The sequence below is a fragment of the Pseudomonas sp. 7SR1 genome, from assembly GCF_900156465.1.
Taxonomy (GTDB): Bacteria; Pseudomonadota; Gammaproteobacteria; order Pseudomonadales; family Pseudomonadaceae; genus Aquipseudomonas.
Genome location: NZ_LT707064.1, coordinates 1,310,286 through 1,330,470, shown reverse-complemented (window position 1 = coordinate 1,330,470; position 20,185 = coordinate 1,310,286). Strand labels below are relative to the sequence as shown.

The following is a 20,185-nucleotide window of genomic DNA, read 5'->3' as shown; positions in this document are numbered from 1 at the left end:
TGGTTGCGTCCGGTGCACTTATAAGTTTCCGATAAGTCACTTTTTGTCAGTCATCGCACTTTTTAAACTGCTTCGCAATTTCATTCCAGAGTGCCCACGCTTCATGACATCCCTCACGACCACGGCGATACCCGCGGCGCCAGCCGTGCCGTCGGCGTTCGGCCCGCGAATCGTCATCGGCCTGGTGGGTGTACTGCTGGCGGTGCTGGTCTCGGGCCTGAATGAAATGGTGACCAAGGTCGCCCTGGCCGATATCCGTGGGGCGATGGCCATCGGGTACGACGAGGGCACCTGGCTGGTGGCGTGCTACGCCGCCACGTCGGTGGCGGCCATGGCGTTCGCCCCGTGGTGTTCGGTGACTTTTTCACTGCGCCGCTTCACCCTGTGGGCCATCGGCCTGTTCGCTCTCCTGGGCGTGCTGTGCCCCTTCGCGCCGGACTATGAAAGCCTGTTGGTGCTGCGCACGTTGCAGGGCCTGGCGGGCGGTGCATTGCCGCCGATGCTGATGACCGTCGCCCTGCGTTTTCTGCCGCCCGGTGTGAAGCTCTATGGCCTGGCCGGCTATGCCCTGACCGCCACGTTCGGTCCCGGACTGGGCACGCCCCTGGCCGGCCTGTGGACCGAATTTTTCGGCTGGCAATGGACGTTCTGGCAAATCATCGTGCCTTGCCTGGTCGCCATGGTGGCGGTGGCCTACGGCCTGCCCCAGGACCCGTCGCGCCTGGAGCGCCTCAGGCAGTTCAACTGGCGTGGCCTGCTGCTGGGTTTTCCGGCGATCTGCATGTTGGTGATCGGCGTGCTGCAAGGCAACCGGCTCGATTGGTTCGAATCGAACCTGATCTGCACCTTGCTGGGGGGCGGGTTGGGGTTGCTGGTGCTGTTCATGCTCAACGAATGGTCGCAGCCGGTGCCGTTCTTCAAGTTGCAGATGCTGGGCATACGCAACCTGACGTTTGCCCTGGTGACGCTGGCCGGTGTGTTGGTGGTATTGCTGGCGGTGATCATCATTCCGTCCAGCTACCTGGCCCAGGTCCAGGGTTATCGACCGGCGCAGACCGCGCCCGTCATGCTGCTGATGGCTTTGCCGCAATTGCTGGCGCTGCCGCTGGTGGCGGCGTTGTGCAATGTGCGCTGGGTCGATTGCCGTTGGGTGTTGGGGATCGGCCTGGGCATGCTGGCGCTGTCCTGCATCGGCGGGTCGCAGTTGACCTCGGCCTGGATCCGCGACGATTTCTATGGCTGGCAACTGTTGCAGATTTTCGGTCAGCCGATGGCGGTGCTGCCGTTGTTGATGCTGTCGACCGGCAGCATTTCGCCGATGGAGGGGCCGTTCGCCTCGGCCTGGTTCAATACGGTGAAGGGCCTGGCCGCGGTGATCGCCACCGGCGTGCTGGACGCGCTGACCACATCGCGCCTGCATTTCCATTCCACGATGCTGGTGGACAGTCTCGGCAATTCACCCCTGATGGACGCCGATTCCGCCGGGCTCGCCCATCGCCTGCACCAGCAGGCTGTGGTGCTGACTTCCTCCGATCTGTATCTGTGCATGGCGGGCGTCGCGCTCGTCCTGATCCTGCTTGTTTTCTGGCTGCCGACGCGGATCTACCCGCCTCGCGCGCCACGCTGAACCGAGGACCTCATGACAATTCAAGGCAAGAAACCGGTTGCGCTCGCCGTTGCGGCGACTGTGGCGCTCGGTGCGCTGATCTACCTGCTGACGCCTGGCAAGCCCGCGCAGCAGAGCACCAACGACGCGTTCGTTTCGGCGGACTACACCCTGGTGGTGCCGCGCGTGGCGGGATTCATCAAGCAAGTGCTGGTGGAAGACAACGAGCAGGTCAAGGCCGGGCAATTGCTTGCGCTGATCGACGACCGTGACCTGCGTGCCGCGGCCCAGGCCGCCGACGCCCAGACCCAGGTTGCCCGCGCCGAGTTGGACAATGCCCGGGCGACCCTGGAGCGCCAGGCCTCGGTGATCGCCCAGGCCCAGGCCTCGGTGGTCGCTGCCAAGGCGCAAATGGCCTTTGCCGAGCATGAACGCAACCGTTACCAGCATCTGGCGGGCGTGGGTGCCGGTACTGTGCAGAACGCCCAGCAGGCCCAGACCCGGATCGACCAGGCCACGGCTCGGCTGGCCAATGCCACGGCGGTGCTGGCGGCCGAGCGTAAGCAGGTGGAAGTTCTCACCGCCCGGCGTGACGCTGCCGAAGGTGGGTTGAAGCGGGCGCTGGCCGCCCTGGAAATCGCCAGTTTCGAGCTGTCCTATACCCGCATCGTCGCGCCCCAGGATGGCATGGTGGGTGAGCGGGCGGTTCGGGTCGGTGCGTATGTGACCCCAGGCAGCAAGCTGCTGGCGGTGGTGCCGCTGGCCCAGGCCTATGTGGTGGGCAATTTCCAGGAAACCCAACTCGCCAATGTCCGGCCGGGCCAGCGTGTGGACGTGCGGGTCGACAGCTTCGGCGGTGAAACGCTGCAGGGACGCGTGCAGAGCATCGCCCCGGCGACCGGTGTGACCTTCGCTTCGGTCAAGCCGGACAATGCCACCGGTAATTTCACCAAGGTCGTGCAGCGCATACCCGTGAAGATTGTCCTGGACCCGGGCCAGCCCTTGGCCGAGCGGTTGCGGGTGGGGATGTCGGTCGAGGCGAATATCGATACGGCCAGTACGACGAACGAAGGGCGTGAGGTGACGCAGCGATGAAGGCGAGCACCCCCACGCCGTGTCATCGGTGCATGCTGGTCGTGCTGGCGGCTGCGCTGTCTGCCTGCAGCGTCGGTCCGGATTTCCAGCGCCCCGAGGCGCTGCAAATGGCCCAATGGTCGAAACCCGTCAACGCGGCCGCCAGCCAGGCGGTGCCCGCGCAGATGAACGAACGCTGGTGGGAGGTCTTCAACGACCCGACCCTGTCCGCGCTGACCCGTCGCGCCGTGGCCGAAAACCTCGATCTCAAGCTGGCTGGCAGTCGCTTGCAACAGAGCCGCGCCGCCCGTCAGGTGATCACCTCGGCGCAATACCCGAACAGTGCCGCCACCGCAGGTTATGGCCGCAAGCGCAACAGCGGGCAGGGGCTGAATGACCCGTCGGGCAATGACGGTGATTCGGCGTATAACTTGTGGGAAGCAGGGTTTTCCGCGTCATGGGAGCTGGACCTGTGGGGCCGGGTGCGCCGTGAAGCCGAAGCGGCGCAGGCGAACCTGGAAGTCGCGGAGAATGACCGTCGCGCAGTCTTGCTGGCGGTGCTCGCCGAGACCGCCCAGGACTATCTGCAGTTGCGCGGCGTGCAAAGCACCCGTGCCGTCACCGAGCAGAACCTCGGGGTGGCGCGCCACAGCCTGGAACTTACGCAGCTGCGCCTGGCCGATGGCGTTGCCACGGACCTGGATGTGGCTGAAGCGGCGGCCCAGGTCGCGACCATCGAGGCGCGCTTGCCTGCCCTGCAGCAGCGTCAGTCACAGCTGGTCAATGCGTTGAGCCTGTTGCTGGGGCAGCCACCGCAGGCATTGCAGGCCGAACTGTCAGCCGACGCCCCCATGCCCCAGGCGCCTCGGCAGGTCGCCATTGGCCTGCCGTCCCAACTCGCCGAGCGTCGCCCGGACATCCGCCAGGCCGAAGCCCGGCTGCACGCGGCCACGGCCAGCATCGGCGTGGCCAAGGGCGACTTCTATCCGCGTATTACCTTATCGGGCAACGTGGGCTCCCAGGCTTTGCAACTCGGCGATTTCGGCTCGTGGGGTTCGCGAGCATTCGGCATCGGCCCGCAGTTCAGCCTGCCGCTGTTCGATGGTGGTCGCCTGCGGGGCATGCTTGAACTGCGTGAGGCCCAGCAACAGGAAGCGGCGATCGCCTATCAGCAGACCGTGCTCAAGGCCTGGCATGAAATCGACGATCAACTGAGCGCCTACAACGCCAGTCAACTGCGCCGCGACAGCCTGGCCGAAGCCGTGCGCCAGAACCGGATCGCCCTGCGTACCGCACAACAACAATACGTGGAAGGCGTGGTGGACTTTGTCACCGTCCTCACGGTGCAAGGCGCGTTGCTGGCCACCCAGGAACAACTGGTGGAAAGCTCAACTGGCGTTTCCCTGGCCATGGTGGGGTTGTACAAGGCGCTGGGCGGTGGTTGGGAATCGGTGTATCCGGCGGCGAGTGTCGCTACCAATAATCCGGCTTGACGGCGGGGGCCTTGTGGGTGGGAACCCGATTGGGAAATTGATGGGATTGGAGCTCGTCGCAGGTGACGACCCGGCGCATCCAGTGGGCGTATTGTTTCAGGGAGCCTGGCGCGAGCCGTTTGGAGCCGGTCCGGTAGGGAAGTATCACGCCGATTCGCAAATGCGGAAAATCGTCTCGGATGGCGCTAAGCGCCGGAGCCATATCGGTATCGCCGGAAACCAGCACCAGTTGCTCGATTCGTTTTTCCCACGGCAACGTTTCTTGCCTTGAAGCGGTTCGATACATGCTGATTGCTATATGGACGTCCGTTTCCTTCTCTTCAAGCTTCCAGATAGCGACCGTATCCTGGCGTGAGGCACTGACCTTTCTACTGATAAAACGGGGGGCATTAGCGCGTTCGAGTTGATGGCGTCCGTAATGAACGTTGACCCTGTTTGCCCTTAAAGCACGAATATAGGCATCTTGCGCCTCCTTGGAGGCGATTCCACGCGTCGCCAGTTCCGGCTTGACAGAGGAAGTGAAGTAATCGACGGAGGCAAGTGAGCTTCGAGGGTTCTCGATCCGGGCTATGTGAGCCAGTAGCTGCGCCAGGTTCAGCCATTTGTAGGCTGTGCCGGCGAGCAATCCATAAAAGACGTTATAGCCATCAACGAAAAAAGCGGTACGCACAAACTCAACCCCCAGAAACGAAAAAACCGGCCGAAGCCGGTGTTTTCACCCCAACGGCCAGAGAACTTAATCTCTGCGTACGAGGTTGAGCAGTGGGCAAATCCTAGTCCTGAGCAAGACCTAGCGTCAACCCCGAATGGAAAGGCCCATTGACCGGCTGACTGAGTTTTGTGTGGTGTTACGGCGAAGGGTCAATATTTTCTTGAACCAATTTGTCAGGACGTATTGCGGTTGCTGTCCTTCGGAGGTGTCTCTGCGTAGAAACTTGGACAAGCCATCGTCTATTGCCGATTTGAATGAACGGATCTCCCTTTGTTTTCGTAGGATTTATTACCGGCCAATATCAGATACAAATTGGGAATCTTCTGTCTCTAGTCGTGGCCTTTTTGATACGAGAGATTTCAAACCTCCTGCCGCGATTCCCTTGACGCTTCCCACTGCTGTCGTAGACTCCGCCCATCCGTCAGGGAGTAGCGGTTATGTTGCGTTTGGGTAGTTGGGTAATGGGATTGGCCTTCGTAGCGTGTGGCGTCCAGGCGCAGACGCCTGCAGCGGACGATCCGCTGCTGGAGAACAACGTCACCGCGAGTGCACCGGGTGGCAGCGAGGCGCGGGGGGTGCTTCGGGCGCGGGACCAGGCGGTACTGGCCAGCGAACTGGCCGGGCGTATTGTCGAACTGCCGTTCAGTGAGGGTGAGTCGTTCAAGAAGGGCGATACCCTGGCGCGTTTCGATTGTTCGGCCTATCAGGCCCAGCTCAATGCGGCCCAGGCGGCGAGCCGGGGAGCCAGTGAGGAACTGGCGCATAACCGGCAACTGGCGGCGCTGAAATCGGTGGGGCGTTTCGAAGTGTCGCGGGCTGAAGCCCGGGTCAGCGAGGCTCAGGCGCAGTCCCAGGTGTATCAGGTCCAGGTCAAGCGCTGCAGCGTGATCGCGCCGTTCGATGGCCAGGTGGTGTCGCGCAAGGTGCAGCGTTACGAAAGCGTGGCGGCCGGTGCGCCGTTGCTGGATGTGGTCGACAACCGCACCCTGGAAATCCATCTGCTGATTCCGTCGCGCTGGATGGGCAGGCTCAAGCCTGGCCAGTCGTTCACCTTCGTTCCCGATGAAACCGGCCAGCCGCTGCAAGCGACGGTCAAGCGCCTGGGGGCGCGCATCGACGAGGGCAGCCAGACCTTGCTGCTGGTGGCCAGCCTGCCCGATGCCAGCGGGCTGTTGTCCGGCATGAGCGGCACGGCGCGTTTCGCGGAGCTCAAGTGAACGCGCCGATGATGGGCAGCGCCGAGCAGGTGTTCGCCCGCTTTCTCGACCTGGAGCGCCAGACGCGAGCCGCGCGTACTGCGGCGCAATTGAGCTACAGCCTGGTCAACGATGGCCAGGCGCTGTTCGGGTTTCGTCATGCCGCGCTATTGATCGCGGGCAAGGTGCAGGCGGTGACGGGTGTCAGCGCCGTGGAGCCCAACGCGCCGTTCGTGGCGTTTGTCGAGCAGGCGGTGGCGCAGTTGTTCAAGCAGGGCCTGCTGGACCAGTCCCGGGTGATCGCCGCCGATGGGGTGAGCGAAGCCGTCCGGGCGGACTGGGCAAGCCTGTCGGCCGGACAGGTGTTCTGGTTGCCATTGATCGATCATCAGGGCCAGGTCTTCGGCGGATTGTGGCTGGCCCGTGACCTGCCATGGACTCCCCCCGAACAGGTATTGCTGTCCCAGCTGGGCGATACCTACAGCCATGCCTGGCTCGCGTTGCAACCGCGCAAACCCTGGCGCCTGCGTTGGACGCGCAAGCGCCAGGTCGCATTGGCGGCGGTGCTGTTGCTGGGGTTGCTGATTCCGGTGCGCCAGTCGGTATTGGCGCCGGCCGAGGTGGTGCCTCTGGGTGGACAGGTGGTGGCGGCGCCGCTGGATGGCGTGATCGCCGAGTTCCTGGTCAAGCCCAACCAGACCGTCAAGAACGGCGAGTTGCTGCTGCGCTTTGAAAGCACCAGCCTCAAGGCCCAGGCCGATGTGGCCGAGCGTGCCCTGGGCGTGGCCGAGGCAGAGCTCAAGGCCAATTCCCAACGCTCATTCGCCGATGCCGAATCGAGCTCCAAGATCGATCTGCTGGCCGCCCGCGTCGAACAGAAACGCGCCGAGCGCAACTATGCGGTCGAGTTGCTCAAGCGCAGCGAAGTGCGTGCCGGACGTGACGGCATTGCGGTCTTTCCCGATGCCGAGCGCTGGCTTGGCAAGCCCGTGCAGACCGGTGAGCGGTTGATGGAGATTGCCGACCCGAACCAGGCCGAGTTGCGTATCGAACTGGCGGTGGGCGATGCGATTGAATTGACCCCCGGTGCGCAGGTGGCGCTGTTTCTCGACAGCGATCCGTTGCAGCGGCACCTGGCCTGGCTGGAACGCTCGGCGTACGAAGCGCAACCCACCGCCGCCGGGCAACTGGCGTATCGCCTGGATGCGCGTTTCGATGCGACGGCGCCGCGTATCGGCCTGCGGGGCACGGCGAAGATCTTCGGTGACCGCGCGCCCCTGGCGCTGTACCTGTTGCGGCGGCCCCTGGCCGGCCTGCGCCAGAGCGTAGGCCTGTAGCATGAGCCTGCCGAGCCTGCGGCCGGACCTGCAGCTGTCCCCGGCGGCTCCGGACCCGGACGGGTCCCCTCAATGGACCTTGGCCGATCCGGTGCGCGGTCGTTATTTCAAGCTCGGCGCGGCAGCGATGCGCATGTTGCGGCATTGGTCCCTGGGCGATCCGGAGCAGGTGCTGCACGCGGCGAATCGGGAGCCGGGCCTGCCGCTTACCCAGGAGTCGCTGGAGCAACTGCTGGGTTTTCTGCGCGGGCACGACCTGATCAGTGCGATGGATCCGCAACAGCGCGACAGCTACCTGTTCAAGCAGGTCGCCCAGCGCCAGAGCCTCTGGCAGATCCTGCTGCATCAGTACCTGTTTTTCCGCATCCCACTGTGGCGCCCGGATGCCTTTCTCAATCGGGCCTGGCCGTGGCTCGCGCGATTCGGTCCTGGCTTGCTGCGTTATGGCCTGCCCCTGACCCTGGGGCTGGGCATTTTCCTGGTCTCGCGGGACTGGCAGCGGTTCGTGGCGACCTTCCCGCATCTGTTCAGCCTCGGTGGTGCGCTGGCATTCGGCGTAGCGTTGTTGTTCGCCAAGCTGTGCCATGAGTTCGGCCATGCCTTCATGGCCAAGCGAGCCGGGTGTCGTGTGCAAAGCATGGGGGTGGCATTCATGGTGCTGCTGCCGATGTTCTATACCGACGTCAGCGATGCCTGGCGGATCAATGACCGCCGGGCCCGCTTGCTGATCGGTGCCGGCGGGGTCCTGGCGGAGTTGTTACTGGCGTGCATCGCATTGCTGGCCTGGTCGCTGTTGCCCGACGGGCCGGCGCGTACGGCGGCGTTCATGCTGGCCAGTGCCACCTGGATCACCACGCTTCTCATCAACCTGAACCCGTTCATGCGTTTCGACGGTTATTTCCTGCTCAGTGATTTCTGGGCTGTGGATAACCTCCAGGGCCGTGCGTTCGCCCTGTGCCGCTGGCGTCTGCGCGAAGCCTTGTTCGGTTACGGAGCGTCGGCGCCGGAACCCTGGTCGCCGAAGATGCGTCGTCGCTTGCTGGTGTGGGGGTACGGCGCCTGGTTGTGGCGGGCGGCGTTGTTCCTGGGTATCGCCCTGGCGGTCTATCACCTGTTCTTCAAGGTGCTGGGCATTTTCCTGATGATGGTGGAATTGGTGTGGTTCATTTTTATGCCCATCGTGAATGAATGGCGACAATGGTGGAGCCGTCGCGAACAGGCCCATGGTCCACGGGTGCTGCTGACCGGCCTGGTGTTGGCGGGGGTGGTCCTGCTGCTGCTGTTGCCATGGCGCAGCGCCGTGGAAGTGCCGGCCGTGCTGGAGGCCGGTCGCACCAGTGCGTTGCATGCCCCGGTTGCGGCGCGGGTCAGGCAAGTGAATGTACGCGATGGCCAGACGGTTGCCCAAGGCGATGTCCTGATTGAGCTGGAGTCGCCCGACATGGCCTCGCGCCTGACCATCGTGCGTCGGGAAATCGAAATCCAGCAACTGCAGATGCGCCGCCAGGCCGGGCGCAGCGAAACCGCCGCCGATGCCGGCATCGTCGAGCAGCAACTGGCCGAGGCGGTGGCCGAATACCGGGGCCTGGTCGCTCAGCGTGAGCGCCTGTCGTTGCGGGCGCCCCATGCCGGCCAGGTCCGCGATCTACTGCCGCAATTGACGGTGGGCCGCTGGCTGGCGCCCACCCAGGCGCTGGCGCGAGTGGTGCAGACCGATTCTCGATTGCGCGGATACCTGACCGAAGCCGAGCTCTGGCGGGTCGAGAGTGGCGCCACGGGGCGGTTCATCGCCGACGATCCAATGCATGGGTCGATTGCCGTGCGCCTGGATGAAATCGACACCAACGGTGCGGCCTGGGTCGAACAACAGGCTTTGACGTCCGACCATCACGGACCGATCGCCGTGCGGCGGGACTCGCAACAGCGGGCCGAGCCGGTGCAGGCGCAATACGGCGTACGCATGAGTGCCATCGAGGATACGAGCGCACCGGTACAACCCCTGCGCGGAGTGGCGGTGTTGCAGGGGCAAGGCGAGTCGGTGCTGGGTGCGGCCTGGCGTCGGTTGGCGGCGCTGGGGGTCAGGGAAAGTGGATTCTAGGGGCTGTGCGAAAAGTCTTGAAAGGAGCGGGCATGGAGTCAGTAGCGGCAGAAGGACTGGTGGTACGGCCGTCGCGGGTCAGCGATGGGCCGTTTCTACAGGCGTTGTACCAGGCGGCGCGACCGGACCTGCAGTGGATCGATGGCGAGGCCGAGCAGGTGCAGCAGGTGATCGCCCAGCAGTACCAGGTACAGGAGCAGGGGCTGGGAGAGCATTTCCCCGATGCCATGCATTACGTGGTGGAAAAGCTCGGTACCGCCATCGGCGCCTTGAGCACCGATTTCGGGCCCAACGAGATCCGAGTGCTGTACCTGGCTTTCATCCCCCAGGCTCGCGGCCAGGGTTACGGTCGTGCGGTGCTGCAGGGGGTGCAGAAAGCCGCGCAACAGATCCGCTGTCCCGTGGCGACGGTGGTCTGGACCAATAATCCCCACGCCCGTCGGCATTACCTGGCACTGGGTTTCGAAGTCCAGGAAAGCAACCTGGCGGCAGAGCGTTTGGTCTGGTATCCGAAAGGCAGCTGAGCAGTTGCTGTCGACTGCGGGGGCGAGCCTGCCGGTGATGAGGGTGGGCCGTTGGACATGGATGCAAACTGACCCTCCGCCATCGCGGGCATGTTCGCTCCCGCAGGGCATCAGCCTCGTTCAGTTGAATGCGATGTGGAAGTAGCCCACCGTCGGATCCCGACCTGCAGCGGGTACCCTCGACACGAACACCCCTTCGAGCGTGCCCAGCCCGGGCATCTCCAGGTCACAGAGTCCATCCACGAACTCGGTGCTTTCCAGACTGTTGAGTTCCACGTTGAACGGCATCCGTTCGGCGTTCGGCATCCTGGCCCGGGGTGTTTCTTGCAGATGTTCGATCCGCACCGGCAAGCGACTGCCGTCCGGCAGGACCAGACTTCGGGTCTGGCCCAGCAGCGGCTGGAAATGGTGGCTATGAACCTTTTGCAGCATGTCGTCACTCCACAAGGCCGGAGGGCCGTGGCCCTCCGGTGGGTCGTCAGTTGCGGGACGGGAAGATACCTTCGAGGGCGATGCTGAAGTTGATCGCCAGGAATGGGTTCATGATCGGCAGGGGCAAGCCGGCCCCGGCGGGAGAAACCGTACCGCTGACGGTCGTGCTCACGCCCTGCAGCGGCACCGGCGAGGCGCCTATCTGGTCGGAATAGATCGCCGCCGAACCTGGCCCTGTACCCGAGGTGCCGATGAATGAGTTGGTGGCCGTGGGTGTGTTTACCGGATTGCTGGCCGGGTTCGCCAGTTGCAGGGTGGTCGAGGCGGTAAGGCCGGTGAGTGCGTGGGTGTGGGCAGGCAGGTTGTTCAGCGTCGGGGTGACGTTTTCGGTGCCGGAGACCTCACCGATCACACGGGGAGTCAGGCCCAGGCCGTTGCCCATGCCCATGAGCATGCGCCCTTGCAGGTTGGGCAGCATGAAGGTGGTCTGGCCGTTGCCCCCGTAAGTCACGCCAAGCAAGGAAAACAGCGCCGAGTTTTGCGCGATGCCGATGGTCTGCCCGTTGCACAGCGCCCAGCCACGGGGGGCGAAATTAAAGGCGAACGGCTGGATGGTGCCCATGAATACTTCCATAAAATCCTCATCCCTCAGGTTATTGGTCTGGCGGTACCTGGCGGATACGACGAGTAAGATGCGATCAGTCCGACTCCTCACTTCCAGGCCTGGTCACGCACGGCTGAGCGTAGACGGGGATGTTTCGTTCTGCCGGAGCAAGGCGCTGAAAAAAGCGGCCGTGCGGCTTAAACGATTCAGGTTTGCCAGCGTTCCCTACCGTCCATCTTTTTTACGGTTTCAGGTGAATTTGATATCAAAGTACTACTAGGCGGCATTTGTTTCCTCGGCTACGCTTTGCGCTACAAAGGGACTACAAATGGTGAAGGGATTTGTCGCAGTTTCACTTTATCTCCGGCCTGCCACGCTCGGGCTCGACCCTCCTCTCCGCGATTCTGCTGCAGAATCCGCGTTTTCATGCCGGCATGACCAGTCCCGTCGGTTCACTGTTCAGTGGCGTCCTGCAGCAATGCAGCGCTGGCAGTGAGTTTGGTTCGGTGATCGACACCGAGCAGCGTCGGCGTCTGTTGCGTGGACTGTTCGACTCGTACTACGCCGACAAGGCCGACAAGCCTGTCATCTTCGATACCAACCGCCATTGGTGCGCCCGGCTGCCGGCCCTGCAGGATCTTTTCCCTCAGGCCAAGACCATCGCGTGCGTGCGCAATGTCGCCTGGATTCTCGACAGCCTGGAGCGGCTCTATCGCGCCAACCCGTTCGAGAACACCAAGCTGTTCAACGACGATGACGAGCGCAACACCGTCTACAGCCGCTGCGAAACCCTGGCCCAGCGTAATCGCCTGGTGGGGTTTGCCTGGACAGCGCTCAAGGAAGCCTATTACGGGGAAAACGCCGAATCGCTGCTGATCGTCGATTACGACCTGCTGAGCCAGGCCCCCGAGCGGGTGATGCGGCTGGTCTACGAATTCATCGGCGAGCCGTGGTTCGAGCACGATTTCAACCACTTGACCTACGACGCGCCGGCCTTCGACCAGGCCCTGGGCGTGGCCGGGCTGCACAAGGTCAAGCCCAGGGTCGCGCCGCAGGCCCGGCGTACGCTGCTGCCGCCGGATCTGTTTGAAAAGTATGCCGAGTTGTCGTTCTGGCGCGACGGGTCCGCCAGCGCTGCCAATGTCATTCGTGTGAAAACCGACGCCGCGATCAGCTGATCGCGGTTTTCTTCATTCGCGTATTCAAGAAGTTCGAGTCCAGGTGATCGTCATGTGGTGGAGCAAAGGTAAATCGCGGGTAACCGAGGGTGCACAGGCCCTGGCATCGCCAATGATCATGTCCCTGGAGCCGCGAATGCTGTTCGACGGCGCGGTGGCCGCCACCGTGGCCGACGCGGCGCAGCCGGACGCCCAGCCCACGGCCGAAGCCGCCAAGACGCCCACCGCCGACCAGTCGGCCGATAGCAGCCATGCGCCCCAGGGCCAGGTGGATGCCACCCAGGCCGCCGTTCCGGGCAAGTCAGTGGTGTTTGTCGATTCTCGGGTCAAGGATGCCGCCAACCTGCTGCAAGGCGTGGCGCCCGGCACCCAGGTGGTGCAGCTGGATGCCGGCAAGGATGGCCTGCAACAGATCGCCGATTACCTGGACACCCACCAGGGCATCAGCTCGGTGCAGATCATCGCCCACGGTAATGCCGGGGACTTGTGGCTGGGCAACAGCTACCTGTCGGCGGATAACGTCCAGGCCCGCAGCGAAGTGCTGGCGCAGATCGGCCAGGACATGAATGTTGGCGGCGATATCCTGATCTATGGCTGCTACACCGCCGAAGGTGATCGCGGCCTGAGCCTGGTGGATTCCCTGGCGCAGTTGACCGGCCGCGACGTGGCGGCATCCAACGACCGCACGGGCCTGGGCGGTGACTGGGACCTGGAAATCGCCACCGGCAACATCGAAAGCGCCAATGTGCTGTCGGCCAAGGCCATGAGCGAATACCAGTGGGGCCTGGCCACCTGGACCGCCACCAACAACGCCAATTCCGGCGTGGGCTCCTTGCGCGCGGCCTTGGGTTCTGCGCAGAACGGCGACATCGTCACCTTCAACAGCAGCATGACCGTCGCCCTGACCCAGGTACTGGTGGTGAACAGGAACGTCACCATCGATGGCGACCTCAACAATGACAACGTTGCCGATGTCACCCTGGATGGCCAGTTCCGTACCCAGGTCATCAGCGTGACGTCCGGTACCACGGCCACTCTCGACGGCCTGGTGATTACCCGTGGCATCGTCTCGGGCAATGGTGGTAATGGCGGCGACGATGCGCTGGTGGCCAAGGGCGGCGGGATCTACAACGCCGGCACCTTGACCCTGCGTAACGTCACGGTCACTGCCAACGTGGCGGCAGGCGGCGGTGGCGGTGGCGGTGTGACGCCGGAATACGCCGGTGGCGGCGGCGGTGGCGGCGGCGCGGTCGGCGGAGGAATCGGCGGTCGCGGTGGCGATACGCTCAACTCCTCGGGCTCCCTTGGCTCGACCAACCAGGGCGGTGCCGGTGGTGGCTTCTTCAATATCGGCGGCCGTGGCGGCTCTTCTACCGGCGGTGCCGGTGGCGCTGCCTATCCCGGCTACAGCACCGGTTCTGCCGGTGGCTCGGCCTCCAGCGCCGGGTTGTCCATTGGTGGTGGTGGCGGCGGCGACGGCTATAACGACATCGGCGGTGCCGGCGGTGGCGCGGTCGGCGGTATCTACAACGACACCGGCGCGACCCTGCGGATCATCGGCAACTCGGTCATCTCCAACAACGTCGGCGCAGGCGGCGGTGGTGGCGGTGGTGGTGCCGGCGGGGGCTACACCCAGGCGGGCGGCGCGGGCGGCGTCGGTGTCGGCGCGATCTGGAACAGGGGGGCAGTGCTGATCACCGCCGCCAACTTCGCGGCGATGAGCGGCAACGCCGGCGGCAGCGGCATTGGCGGGACGAGTGCCGGCACGGCCGGTGTCACTCCGGCGTCGGTGGCCAATGTCTATGGCGACGGCGGTACCATCAATACCAACTATGTACCGGACGAAACCCCACCTACCGCGACCATCGTGGTCGCTAACACCAGCTTGAACTCCGGCGCCACGTCGCTGGTGACCATCACCTTCTCCGAAGCCGTGACGGGCCTGAGCGCCTCGGACCTGACGGTGCAGAACGGCACCATCGGTACGCTGACCAGCGGCGACGGCGGTGTCACCTGGACCGGCACCCTGACCGCGGCCAGCAACATCACCGATACCACCAACCTCATCACCCTGAACAACACCGGGGTCTCGGACCTGGCCGGCAACGCCGGCGTGGGCACCACCGATTCGAACAACTACGCGGTCAACGACACCGTGCTTCCCACCGCTTCCATCGTGGTGTCCGACACCGCACTCAGGGCCGGTGAAACCTCCCTGGTGACCATCACCTTCAGCGAAGCGGTAACCGGTCTCACCACGGCCGACCTGACGGTCGCCAACGGCACGCTCACCGGCCTGAGCAGTGCCGACGGCGGTATCACCTGGACGGCCACCCTGACCCCGGACGCCAGCGTCACCGACACCAGCAACCTGGTGACCCTGGACAATACCGGCGTTGCCGACCTGTCCGGCAACGCGGGTACGGGAACGACCAACTCGAACAACTATGCCATTGACACCGCCCGTCCAACCGCCACTATCGTGGTGACGGATACAGCGCTGAGCGTCGGTGAAACTTCCCTGGTGACCATTACCTTCAGCGAGGCCGTGACCGGCTTCACCACCGCCGACCTGACCGTCGCCAACGGCACGATAACCGGCCTGAGCAGCAGCGATGGCGGCATCACCTGGACCGGGACATTGACCCCGAGCGCCAGCATCAGCGACACCACTAACCTGGTCTCGTTGAACAGTGGCAGCATTGCCGACCTGTCCGGAAACGTGAATACCGGCACGACCGATTCCAACAACTATGCGATCGATACGCTGCGCCCGACGGCTACCATCGTGGTGGCCGATACGGCGCTGAGCGCCGGCGAAACGTCCCTGGTGACCATCACCTTCAGCGAGGCCGTGACCGGTTTCACCCTGGCGGACCTGACCGTTGCCAACGGCTCCCTGAGTGGCCTGAGCAGCAGCGATGGCGGCATCACCTGGACCGCTACCCTGACGCCGAGCTCCAGTGTCAGCGACGCGACCAACCTGGTCGTGCTGGCCAATACCGGGGTGCTGGACCTGGCAGGCAACGCCGGCACCGGTACCACCAGCTCCAACAACTATGCCGTCGACACCCAGCGTCCGACCGCTACCATCGTCGTGGCCGACAACGCCTTGAGGATCGGTGAAACCTCCCTGGTGACCATCACCTTCAACGAAGCCGTGACCGGCTTCACCGCCGCCGACCTGACGGTCACCAACGGCACGCTCATCGGCTTGAGCAGCGGCGATGGCGGTATTACCTGGACCGCGACCTTCACGCCGGCGACCAACATCACGGACACCTCCAACCTCATCACCCTGGACAACACCGGTGTGAGCGATGCGGCGGGCAACGCCGGCAGCGGAACCACCGACTCCAACAACTACGCCATCGACACCCAGCGACCCACCGCAAGCATCGTGGTGGCCGACAACACCCTGGGCGCGGGCGAAACCTCGGTGGTCACCATCACGTTCAGCGAGGCGGTGACCGGTTTCACCCTGGCGGACCTGACCGTTGCCAACGGCAGCCTGAGCGGGCTGAGCACCAGCGACAACATCACCTACACCGCCACTTTCACACCGTCGGTCGGTGTTTCCGACGCCAGCAACCTGATTACCCTGGGCAACTCCGGCGTCACGGACGTGGCGGGCAACGCCGGCAGCGGCAGCACCGATTCCAACAACTACGTCGTCGATACGCTGCGTCCCACCGCCACCATCGTGGTTGCGGACACCTCGCTGAGTGTCGGCGAAACCTCGCTGGTGACCATCACCTTCAGCGAGGCGGTAAGCGGCTTCGACAATTCGGACCTGACCGTGACCAACGGTACCCTGAGCGCGGTCAGCAGCAGCGACGGCGGCATCACCTGGACCGCCACCTTCACGCCCGCCCTCGGGGTCGTCGACGCCAGCAACGTCATCGTACTGGCCAATACCGGCGTCAGCGACGCGGCGGGCAACACCGGTACCGGTACCACCAATTCGAACAACTACCAGGTCGACACCAACGTGCCGACGGCGACCGTGGTCATCGCCGACTCGTCGCTGAGCATCGGTGAAACCACGACGGTGACCATCACCTTCAATGAAGCGGTGAATGGGTTCGACAACAGCGACCTGACGATCCGCAACGGGACGCTGAGCAATGTCTCGTCCATCGATGGAGGCGTTACCTGGACGGCGACATTCACCCCGAGTGTCGGTATCTCCGATACCAGCAACGTCATCACCCTGGACAACACCGGGGTGCGCAATGGCGCGAACAACGCCGGCGTGGGCACCACCGACTCCAACAACTATGCGATCGATACCGTGCGTCCCACCGCGACCATCGTGGTGGCCGACACGGCCATCGCCGCTGGCGAAACCTCGCTGGTGACCATCACCTTCAGCGAGGCGGTGGCCGGCTTCACCAGCGCCGACCTGACAGTCGCCAACGGCACGCTCACCGGGCTGAGCACCAGCGATGGCGGCATTACCTGGACCGCCACCTTCACACCCACCAACGGGGTCACCGACACCAGCAACATCATCACCCTCGCCAATGGCGGCATTGCCGACCTGGCGGGCAACGTCGGCAGCGGCACGACCAATTCCAACAGCTACAGTGTCGACAGCCTTCGCCCCACGGCCACTGTCGTGCTGAGCGACTCGACGCTGAGGCCCGGGGAAACCGCCCAGGTGACTATCACCTTCAGTGAGGCGGTGACGGGCTTGAGCAATGACGACCTGAGCGTTGCCAACGGTACCCTGAGTGCCGTCAGCAGCAGCGACGGCGGTCTGACCTGGACGGCTACCTTCACACCGACGGTGGGTGTGAGCGATGCCACCAACCTCATCACCCTGGACAACAGCGGGGTGAGCGACGCCGCCGGCAACGCCGGGGCCGGTACGACCAATTCGGCCAACTATGCAGTCGAGACCCGACTGCCTACCGCTACGGTCGTCGTGGCTGACAATGCCCTCAAGGCCGGGGAGACGTCGTTGGTGACCATCACGTTCTCGGAGGCGGTGAGCGGTTTCGACAACAGCGACCTGAGCGTGAGCAACGGCACCTTGAGCAACGTGTCATCGACCGACGGCGGCGTGACCTGGACGGCCACCTTCACGCCGGGCACCAATGTCAGCGACACCAGCAACCTCATCAGCCTGGACACCAGCGGCGTGACCAACGTGTCGGGCAACAGTGGTGCTGGCGTGGTGGACTCCAATAACTATGCGATCGACACCGTGCGTCCGGGCGCGACCATCGTGGTGAGCGACAGCACCCTGGGCATCGGCCAGACCACCACCGTGACCATCAGCTTCACCGAGGCGGTGACCGGGTTCGATCTGTCGGACCTCAGCGTCGCCAACGGTGTGCTGTCCAACCTGGCCAGCAGCGATGGCGGCCTGACCTGGACCGCGACCCTGACGCCGACGGCGGGTGTCAGCGACACCACCAACCTGATCCTGCTGGACGCCAGCACCGTGCAGGATGTCGCTGGCAACGCGGGGGTTGGCATTGCCATCTCCGGCAACTACGCACTCGACGCCACCCGGCCGACCGCGACCATCGTCGTTGCCAACCCGAGCCTGGGTGTTGGCCAGACTACCCAGGTGACCTTCACCTTCAGCGAGGCGGTGACCGATTTCGACCTGTCGGACCTCAGCGTCACCAACGGTGAACTGAGCAACCTGACCACCACCGACGGTGGCAGGACCTGGACCGCGACGTTCACCCCGACGGTGAACCTGACCGATCCGAGCAACTTCATCGCCCTGGACACCAGCAACGTCACCGACCTGGCGGGTAACGCCGGATCCAGCGTGGCGGTGTCCAACAACTATGCCATCGACACCGTGGTGCCCAACGACGTGAAGCCGCCGCCGGAATTCCTGACGACGGATCCCGTGACGGTCATCCCGGTCTCCGAGGTGCCGTTGCAGCCGATAGTCTTCACACCGCCAACGGGGGACCTGGGTTCGCCGCTGGGCTTCCCGCCTTTGTTCGAACAACGGGACGTGGGCGGCGGCCTGCGGCCCATCGGCGATATCTTCATCAACCGTGGGGCGCTGGCGCCAAGCTACATCGCCCAGGTCTTCGGCAACGATGCTACGGGTGACGGTTCGGGCCAGGGCTTCCTCGGTTTTGGCGGAGGGGATGGCGGAGTCTTTGGCAGCAGCACCCTGTCGAGCCTGTTCAACCAGGATTCGGGGGCCGAAGGCGAGTCGATGGACGCCTTCGACGACCGCTCCATGCAGGGCGGTGATGTGTCCCAGGGCGTGCGAGGGGTATTTGGCGCTCCGACCCTGGGTCAGCAGCTGCAGCAGATCAAAGACACTGAACAGCGTCAGGTCGACAGCCTGGCGAAGGCTTTGCAACAGGTCGGCATCAGCCAGGTACCGGCCTGAACAACTTAAAAAAATGAGCGGCAGCCAGGGGCAATCCAGGGAATGAATAGAAGTCAGAAGTTATTCGGTATGAGTCTGCTGGCATTGGTGGTCAGCGGGTGTGCGGTGACCAGCGAGCCGATCGATCGCAGTGTCAGCGAGGAACGCGCCAGGACCGATCGGCAGAATATGTACAAGGATCAGGAGCCTCTCAACGGCCCGTTGACCTTGCACCAGGCCATGGCCCGGGCGGTGAAGTACAACCTGGAAGGCCGATTGAAGGTCATGGAGGAAGCCCTGGCCAAGCGACAGCTGGACCTGGCCAGTTTCGACATGCTGCCGCGCATGGCCCTGGACGCCGGCTACGTAGGGCGCAATAACGTCAACGCCTCCAGCAGCCAGAGCGTGGAGACCGGTACCCAGTCCCTGGAGCCGTCGACTTCCCAGGACCGCGATCGCGAAGTGGCCGACCTCACCATGGTCTGGAACGTGCTCGATTTTGGCGTCAGCTACATCAGCGCCAAGCAGGCCGGCGACCAGCGCCTGATCGTGCAGGAGCGCCGGCGCAAGGTGATCAACACCATCGTCCAGGACGTGCGTTCGGCCTATTGGCGCGCCATGGCTGCCGAGCGCCTGCTCAAGCAGATCGACAGCCTGATGGCTCGGGTGGAGGCTGCGCGCAACAACAGCCAGAGCATGAGCGAACAGCGCATCGGTGACCCGGTGCAGGCCCTGGGGTACCAGCGTTCGCTGATCCAGGCGACTCGCCAGCTCGAAGAACAACGGCGGGCGTTGTCCCTGGCCAAGACCGAACTGGCGACCCTGATCAATCTGCCGCTGGGCACCGAACTGACCCTGGCAACTCCGGATCAGTACGAGATCCCCGAACTCAAGGTCGACATGGCCCGGCTGGAACAGGAAGCCCTGGCCAGCCGTCCTGAACTGCGCGAGCAGGATTACCAGACGCGCATTACCGCTGCCGAGACCCGCAAGGCCATGCTGCGCCTGTTGCCGGGGCTGGAGTTCTCCGCGGGCGGGCACTACGACAGCAACTCGTTTCTGGTGGAGCAGGGCTGGGCAGACTATGGCGTGAAGGTCACCTGGAACCTGTTCAATGTGATCTCCGCCCCGGCGGCCATCGATGTGGCCAAGGCCGGTGAAGAAGTGGCGGCGGCGCGGCGTCAGGCCATGTCGATCGCCGTGCTGGCGCAACTGTATGTCGCCAATGCCAACTACCGCGATGCACTGCGTCAGTTCAAGACCAACCAGCAACTGTCGGATATCGATGGACAAATCGTCGGGCAGTTGCGCAGCCGTCATCAGGCCGCCGGCATCGGCGAGCTGGACCTGATCCAGGGTGAGCTCAACACCTTGCAGGCCGATCTGCGGCGGGACCTGTCCTATGCCGATCTGCGCAACGCCTATGGCCAGATCTTCGCCAGTGCCGGTCTCGACCCGTTGCCTGACGAAGTACAGTCGACCCAGGTGCAGTCGATCGCCACGGCGCTGGCCAACCGTGAAGCGGCCTGGGCCCAGGGCGATATCACGGTGCCAAGGACGGCGGCAGCGCACTGAC

Annotated in this window: 13 protein-coding genes; 10 read left to right on the top strand and 3 right to left on the bottom strand. The window is 64.0% G+C overall.

From position 1 onward, the window contains the following. Nucleotides 1-103 precede the first annotated feature (103 nt). Genes BW992_RS06060 through BW992_RS06050 form a run of 3 tightly spaced genes read left to right on the top strand, consistent with a single transcriptional unit; the run spans nucleotide 104 to nucleotide 4,173 of the window. On the top strand, nucleotides 104-1,627 hold the full coding sequence (locus tag BW992_RS06060) for an MFS transporter (protein WP_072459139.1): 1,524 nt from the start codon (nucleotides 104-106) through the stop codon (nucleotides 1,625-1,627). 12 nt (nucleotides 1,628-1,639) lie between these two features. After that, complete coding sequence (locus tag BW992_RS06055) at nucleotides 1,640-2,701, top strand: HlyD family secretion protein (RefSeq protein WP_072459140.1); 1,062 nt, start codon at nucleotides 1,640-1,642, stop codon at nucleotides 2,699-2,701. Then, the gene (locus tag BW992_RS06050) at nucleotides 2,698-4,173 is read left to right on the top strand and encodes an efflux transporter outer membrane subunit (RefSeq protein ID WP_231991106.1); all 1,476 of its coding nucleotides are present in this window, start codon (nucleotides 2,698-2,700) and stop codon (nucleotides 4,171-4,173) included. Before BW992_RS06055 ends, BW992_RS06050 begins: the two co-directional genes overlap by 4 nt. On the opposite strand, the gene BW992_RS06045 is transcribed toward BW992_RS06050, so the two are convergent. Further along, on the bottom strand, nucleotides 4,154-4,843 hold the full coding sequence (locus BW992_RS06045; RefSeq protein WP_072459141.1) for an NYN domain-containing protein: 690 nt from the start codon (nucleotides 4,841-4,843) through the stop codon (nucleotides 4,154-4,156). The genes BW992_RS06050 and BW992_RS06045 overlap by 20 nt on opposite strands. 479 nt (nucleotides 4,844-5,322) lie before the next feature. On the opposite strand from BW992_RS06045, the gene BW992_RS06040 reads away from it, so the two are divergent. From BW992_RS06040 to BW992_RS06025, 4 genes are read left to right on the top strand one after another with little or no spacing between them, the layout of a single operon-like run. Then, nucleotides 5,323-6,102, top strand: coding sequence for an efflux RND transporter periplasmic adaptor subunit (locus tag BW992_RS06040; RefSeq protein WP_072397629.1), 780 nt, complete (start codon nucleotides 5,323-5,325; stop codon nucleotides 6,100-6,102). Then, nucleotides 6,099-7,418, top strand: a complete 1,320-nt coding sequence (locus BW992_RS06035) for an efflux RND transporter periplasmic adaptor subunit (protein ID WP_072459142.1) — start codon at nucleotides 6,099-6,101, stop codon at nucleotides 7,416-7,418. The genes BW992_RS06040 and BW992_RS06035 overlap by 4 nt, the downstream gene beginning before the upstream one ends. A 1-nt stretch (nucleotide 7,419) precedes the next feature. Next, complete coding sequence (locus BW992_RS06030; protein ID WP_072431786.1) at nucleotides 7,420-9,516, top strand: biotin/lipoyl-binding protein; 2,097 nt, start codon at nucleotides 7,420-7,422, stop codon at nucleotides 9,514-9,516. Between the two features lie 32 nt (nucleotides 9,517-9,548). Further along, nucleotides 9,549-10,040, top strand: coding sequence for a GNAT family N-acetyltransferase (locus BW992_RS06025; RefSeq protein ID WP_072397635.1), 492 nt, complete (start codon nucleotides 9,549-9,551; stop codon nucleotides 10,038-10,040). A gap of 120 nt (nucleotides 10,041-10,160) precedes the next feature. On the opposite strand, the gene BW992_RS06020 is transcribed toward BW992_RS06025, so the two are convergent. Next, a complete protein-coding gene (locus BW992_RS06020) occupies nucleotides 10,161-10,472 on the bottom strand; it encodes a DUF6916 family protein (RefSeq protein WP_072397637.1) in 312 nt (103 codons plus the stop codon). A gap of 46 nt (nucleotides 10,473-10,518) precedes the next feature. Continuing rightward, nucleotides 10,519-11,106 carry a phage tail protein gene (locus BW992_RS06015; protein WP_072397639.1) on the bottom strand — a complete coding sequence of 196 codons (588 nt, stop codon included), beginning with the start codon at nucleotides 11,104-11,106 and terminating at the stop codon, nucleotides 10,519-10,521. 311 nt (nucleotides 11,107-11,417) lie between these two features. Here BW992_RS06015 and BW992_RS06010 point away from each other — a divergent pair, with 311 nt between their 5' ends. Genes BW992_RS06010 through BW992_RS06000 form a run of 3 tightly spaced genes read left to right on the top strand, consistent with a single transcriptional unit; the run spans nucleotide 11,418 to nucleotide 20,184 of the window. Next, nucleotides 11,418-12,254: a sulfotransferase family protein gene (locus BW992_RS06010; protein ID WP_053148110.1), complete on the top strand. Its 837-nt coding sequence runs from the start codon at nucleotides 11,418-11,420 to the stop codon at nucleotides 12,252-12,254. Nucleotides 12,255-12,306: 52 nt separating this feature from the next. Continuing rightward, nucleotides 12,307-18,630: an Ig-like domain-containing protein gene (locus BW992_RS06005; RefSeq protein ID WP_076405767.1), complete on the top strand. Its 6,324-nt coding sequence runs from the start codon at nucleotides 12,307-12,309 to the stop codon at nucleotides 18,628-18,630. A 42-nt stretch (nucleotides 18,631-18,672) separates the two neighbouring features. Further along, nucleotides 18,673-20,184, top strand: a complete 1,512-nt coding sequence (locus BW992_RS06000) for a TolC family protein (RefSeq protein WP_072397643.1) — start codon at nucleotides 18,673-18,675, stop codon at nucleotides 20,182-20,184. Nucleotide 20,185: the final 1 nt, after the last annotated feature.